The 265-nt window shown below is 40.4% G+C and carries 1 protein-coding gene; it reads right to left on the bottom strand.

The window, feature by feature from the left end; translation table 11 throughout:
* Nucleotides 1-265 (bottom strand): 50S ribosomal protein L16 (rplP, locus tag FUA24_RS23740; RefSeq protein WP_148545806.1); only part of this gene is annotated, 265 nt, incomplete at both ends.

The following is a 265-nucleotide window of genomic DNA, read 5'->3' as shown; positions in this document are numbered from 1 at the left end:
GGCACACCACCAACTTCAAACATTACGCGTCCTGGTTTTACAACAGCTACATATAGTTCTACTGCACCTTTACCTTTACCCATACGTACTTCAAGAGGCTTTTTAGTGATAGGCTTGTCTGGAAATATTTTAATCCATAACTGCCCTTCTCTTTTCATGTAACGGGTAGCAGCAATACGCGCAGCTTCTATTTGACGAGCTGTAATAAACGTTGCATCTAATGCTTTTATTCCAAAAGTTCCGTTTGAAAGTTGGTGTCCTCTTT

The sequence above is a fragment of the Seonamhaeicola marinus genome (genome assembly GCF_008085455.1).
Note: the sequence above shows the minus strand (reverse complement) of the source record. Positions and strands in the feature narration are given on the sequence as shown.